1 protein-coding gene is annotated in these 274 nt (G+C 49.3%); it reads left to right on the plus strand.

Going from position 1 to position 274, the window contains the following annotated elements; translation table 11 throughout:
* Positions 1-19: 19 nt before the first annotated feature.
* Positions 20-274: hypothetical protein (locus C6N31_RS47370; protein WP_498063733.1), on the plus strand; the 255-nt coding region annotated here is incomplete at its 3' end.

The following is a 274-nucleotide window of genomic DNA, read 5'->3' on the forward strand; positions in this document are numbered from 1 at the left end:
CGGGGCAGAGGACCCTGTGGTGTTGTATGTTAGTGGGGGGAACACACAGGTGATTGCTTATAGCGAGGGGAGGTATAGGATTTTTGGAGAGACTATTGATATTGCTGTTGGCAATTGCCTGGATCGGTTTGCAAGGGTTTTGCAACTCTCAAATGAACCTGCACCTGGCTATAATATTGAACAGGAAACAGTGTTTGCCATGCTGGTGGAGACCACAGAACGAGCGATGGCACACTGCGAAAAGAAAGACGTCTTGATTGTTGGCGGGGTGAGC

This window comes from Streptomyces fildesensis, assembly GCF_016107395.1.
GTDB lineage: Bacteria > Actinomycetota > Actinomycetes > Streptomycetales > Streptomycetaceae > Actinacidiphila > Actinacidiphila fildesensis.